At 44.6% G+C, this 4,421-nt stretch carries 5 protein-coding genes; 2 read left to right on the forward strand and 3 right to left on the reverse strand.

The features are described from left to right. Window positions 1–32: 32 nt before the first annotated feature. Both QUA56_RS30980 and QUA56_RS36990 read right to left on the reverse strand, forming a co-directional pair. Window positions 33–1,016, reverse strand: a complete 984-nt coding sequence (locus QUA56_RS30980; protein ID WP_445242966.1) for an RNA-guided endonuclease InsQ/TnpB family protein — start codon at window positions 1,014–1,016, stop codon at window positions 33–35. A 122-nt stretch (window positions 1,017–1,138) separates the two neighbouring features. Beyond that, window positions 1,139–1,342, reverse strand: a complete 204-nt coding sequence (locus QUA56_RS36990) for a hypothetical protein (protein WP_445242967.1) — start codon at window positions 1,340–1,342, stop codon at window positions 1,139–1,141. Between the two features lie 305 nt (window positions 1,343–1,647). Between QUA56_RS36990 and QUA56_RS30985 the strand changes: the two genes are divergently transcribed. Beyond that, window positions 1,648–2,622 (forward strand): LysR family transcriptional regulator, encoded by a 975-nt coding sequence (locus QUA56_RS30985; RefSeq protein WP_333366091.1) that lies wholly within the window; start codon window positions 1,648–1,650, stop codon window positions 2,620–2,622. Window positions 2,623–2,754: 132 nt separating this feature from the next. Here the strand turns inward: QUA56_RS30985 and QUA56_RS30990 are convergent, their stop codons facing one another. Further along, complete coding sequence (locus tag QUA56_RS30990; RefSeq protein ID WP_445242968.1) at window positions 2,755–3,000, reverse strand: hypothetical protein; 246 nt, start codon at window positions 2,998–3,000, stop codon at window positions 2,755–2,757. 5 nt (window positions 3,001–3,005) lie between these two features. Here QUA56_RS30990 and QUA56_RS30995 point away from each other — a divergent pair, with 5 nt between their 5' ends. Continuing rightward, window positions 3,006–4,070, forward strand: coding sequence for an anthranilate phosphoribosyltransferase family protein (locus tag QUA56_RS30995; RefSeq protein ID WP_333366093.1), 1,065 nt, complete (start codon window positions 3,006–3,008; stop codon window positions 4,068–4,070). Window positions 4,071–4,421 lie beyond the last annotated feature (351 nt).

A 4,421-nucleotide genomic window follows, 5' to 3' on the forward strand; every position in this document is an offset into this window, starting at 1 on the left:
TCAATCCTGATGGATTACCCTGTAGAAGCCAGTCATCCCCCGATTTCTCGGTTTCGACTGAACGAATCGCACTTGTAAGACCCATTAACGTCGGCATTAATCAATCGACCCTCCGACGTTTTGTACAATCCTCTCTTAATTCGTTTGCCAGTAAATATCACTTTATGGGCATCACTATTCCCATAAACAGGGAGCGGGTCTAGATGTAGGAAATTTGATTGAGAGGTATATGACTCTTCCTGTAATATCACTTTTATTCCGACCAATTCAGCTTTGTATTCCAACATCTCAATTAATCGAGCATGAGGAACAGTTACGAAGTTCTGATTTGTCTGCTTCCCTAAGTTTATCTGGTTTTTCCATTGTACATTTCTTCCAATCACTAGCGTTCTCATCTTTCGTTCTGTTAGAAGATTGATGATAAACCGACTGGTGTGGTGCAAGTAATTATCGATTTTTTGATTGCGACAACGAGTGAGGCACCGAAGTCGAGATGATGTTTTGCGACTTCCTTTTAGCTGAGATTGTAGATGGGCTTTACGCTTGTTGTAAAATTGATTAATTGATTTTAATGGTCGCCCGTTAATCAGTAAAGGGATAAACCCAGGCTGATTTGAAGTTAACGCCACTAAATTATTTAGCCCTAAATCAATACTAGCTACTAATTTTTTTGGGTTTTCATTTACGGTGGACTCCGGCTCACTTTGACTGCGCTCAGTACAAGCATCATAAATCACCTCAATTACATAGGAATCACATTTAGGAACTAACCTAATTTGACAAACTTGCTCTGGTTTTACCTGGGTCTTAATCAAGATATTAGTACCTGAAAGCTGGATAATTCCTTTCTTCAATTGTTTGCTACTAATCGCCTGAATCGTATAAACTAGAATGTTTCGCCCTTTGACTTTATCTTTGTACTTGGGTAACTTTGGGCGACCAGTAAATTTGGTTTTCTCAATATTGTAAGCTTTAATGGCTTCAAAAAAAGATTTCCAATTCTTGTCCAATATCATCAAAATTTGTTGACTTACCTTGGCTGGTAACGCCTTATATAGCAGTCCTAAATCAGTCGCAAAATCGATCGAGATCGGAATCCTTGTAGTGCGAGCATCTTGCTCGCGTACTATTTTTCAAATCATTTAGGATTGCTATATGTTGGATGAGATTTCATCAACTGAGCCATTTTGTGGTAATTGAGATATCCCCATCCGTATACAAAGTTTTGGCGGATGACGTAGTTAGCAGCATTGTAGAGATTTTTTGATTGAAAGGCTAATCCATCGATCGCCGCGAAACGATGTTCTGTGGATTTAATGATGTGTCTCTCTGCTAGTTGCATTCAGACTCTCCATTTTTTAACGAGCGCAATAATTCTTTCATTTGGCTATCCTGACTGTATGATACTACCATTGCTTACTACTGCTTACAAAATTAATAAAGTTTTATGATACACAAAGAAACAGCCAAGTATCCCGCATCTGTCTGGCGGGGCAGTGTCAATTGCTCATGCCTTGGTTTGTTTAGCCCCGGAATCAAAACGAATCTGTACCTGTATCAAAGTCTACTAAATTCTTCTACTAAATCGGTTAAGGTCACAGATTATCTTCCAGTAAAATTTCTGAAACCATCTCGAATTAAACCTCCATGCGCTTAGAGCAGCTTCAAGCATTTCTTTCAGTTGCTGAAACCGGTAGCTTTCAGCAAGCTGCCCGGAAGTGCGGCGTTACCCAATCGACTATTAGCCGCCAAGTGCAGGGATTAGAAGCGGAAGTGGGTTTGTCGCTGTTTCACCGCACGACCCACGCGAAGCTGACTGTGGGAGGAGAATGCCTGCTGCCTCACGCTCGCAAAATCTGTCAGACTTGGCAAAATGCTGCTGAAGAATTGGGAGACTTACTGGCGGGAAAGCAGCCGGAACTTTGCGTGGCTGCGATTCATTCGGTTTGCGCTGCTTATTTGCCACCTGTGCTGCAAAAGTTTTGCCGCGACTATCCAGACGTGCAGTTGCGGGTGACTTCCCTGGGGAGCGATCGAGCTCTGAAAGTCCTCAAAGACGGTTTGGTTGACATAGCGGTGGTGATGAACAACCGCTATTTTACTCAAGCCCCGGAAATGTTGGTTGAGGTGCTCTACAATGAGCCGATCGAGGTGTTGATGGCGGCGGGTCATCCCCTGGCGCAGTACGATCGAGTACCTTGGCCGGAATTGATTTGTTACCCGCAAGTGGTGTTTAAGGACGGGTACGGAATGCAGCGGATGGTGCAAGAACAATTTGGACGCATGGGTGCTAAACTTCATGCTGTTTTGGAACTCAACACTCTTGATGCTTTTCGGGGTGTGGTGCGACAGGGAGAATTGATTGCTTTGCTGCCGCATTCAGCTTTGGTGGACGCGAAGGGCGATCGCACTTTAGCAGTGCGGTCGATCGCCCAAGAGCGCTCAAATTCCAAGGTTTCGGCGATCGGTCAATCGGTAGCCGATCCGACTTGGACTCGCGAAGTGGTGTTGGTGACAACTCACGATCGAATGCAAATTCCGCCGATCGCCCATTTCTGGAATCTGGTACGCGAATTTGTGCCGCCATTTGATGTAATCAAGCTAGAAAAATCAGGTAATTAATTCGCCAGTTATCATGTTTGTCTGTTGACTGTTGTCTGTTGTTTTTCTAATAACAACAGGACTTACGTAAAAAGTGGTTTGACGCGCTACTTCTAGCGGTAATGCGTGCACGGCGCAGCCTACATATTGAGGTTATGCGTCCAGGACTGAACCAATAACCAATAACCAATAACCCACAACCAATAACCAATAACCCACAACCAATAACCCACAACCAATAACCAATAACCAATAACCAATAACCCACAACCAACAACCAACAACCAACAACCAATAACCAACAACCAATAACCAACAACCAATAACCAATAACCAATAACTAATAACCAATAACCAATAACCAATAACCAATAACCAATAACCAATAACCAACTTCAAAAGTTATGAGTGACGCATTTAGAGAACTGCTGCGAAAAATTGGCAGCGGAGTACACACAGGAGACAACTTAACTCGCTCCGAAGCAGCAGCAGCCACGCGGATGATGCTGCTGCAAGAAGCAACACCGGCTCAGATCGGAGCTTTTATGATTGCCCACCGCATTAAACGGCCCACCGGCGAAGAATTAGCCGGAATGCTCGATGCTTATGAAGAATGGGGGCCTGTGCTTGCCCCCCCAAACCGAGAAAAAGGCTTTGCCGTCTCTAGCGTTGCCGTGTTTGGCGTTGCTTACGACGGGCGATCGCGCACAGCTCCAATTAGCCCTTTAACAGCTCTAATTTTAGCAGCATCTGGCGTCCCAACCCTCATGCACGGGGGCGATACCACGCCAACCAAGGAAGGTATTCCCCTGATTGAAATTTGGCGCGGTTTGGGAGTTGACTGGAGAAAACTTAGTTTAGAAAAAGTCCAGCAAGTTTTTGACAGTACGGGTTTAGGTTTTGTTTACCTTCCCAAGCATTTTCCTCAAGCCGCCGCTTTAGTACCCTACCGCCGCGAAATCGGCAAACGGCCGCCTTTTTCGACAATGGAGTTGATGTGGTGTCCCTGTGCAGGGGACGTTAACGTCATCTCCGGCTACGTCCACCCGCCCACAGAAGGTATGTTTCAAAAAGCCTTTGAGCTGCGGGGAATCAAAAATTATACCACAGTCAAAGGATTGGAGGGAAGCTGCGATTTGCCGCGCGATCGTACTGCGATTATCGGCATTGCTAAGCCGGACGCTGAGTTCGAGCGAGTGCTTTTGGCCCACGGAGATTACGGTTTTAGCAGCACAAATCCGGCCTTTGAATCAGCCTCTGAGTTATTAAAACAAATGCAGGAAGTATTGCTGGGAAAACCCTCGGAATTGATGCAGTCCGCTATCTGGAACGGCGGATTTTATCTGTGGCGCAGCGGAGTTTGTTTGGATATGAACTCGGGTTTGATTGAGGCAGAAACTTTATTGAGTAGCGGTAAAGCCGTGCAAAAACTTGAGGAAGTTAGCCAAGCCGTTAGTGTTTTTAGTTAAAAATAATTAATCAGATTATCACTCAAGCAAACTGTCAAAAATAGGGGTTAAAATTTAGGTATGTAGTTGCGCTTTAGCGCTCTTAGAGGATATTTTAAAAGGGTCGTTTGACCTCATAGTTGGCACAAAGAAGCATCTAAGTATGGGCCCAAAGCTTGATTTATCGTCTCAGTTAAGCCCAATCATCAGGGCTAAATTATACCTGACCGGACTTTTAAAACATCCTCTTAAGCTGTGGCGGCATTTAAATTGTATGTCAAAAAAAATCAAAGTCTTGTGGGGAGTAGGAGTTGGGCGTCCTGCCCGCCCTGAATATACAATTTAAATGCGCGACAGCTTAGCTTAGGAAAG

The organism is Microcoleus sp. N3A4 (genome assembly GCF_036701805.1).
Lineage (GTDB): Bacteria > Cyanobacteriota > Cyanobacteriia > Cyanobacteriales > Microcoleaceae > Microcoleus.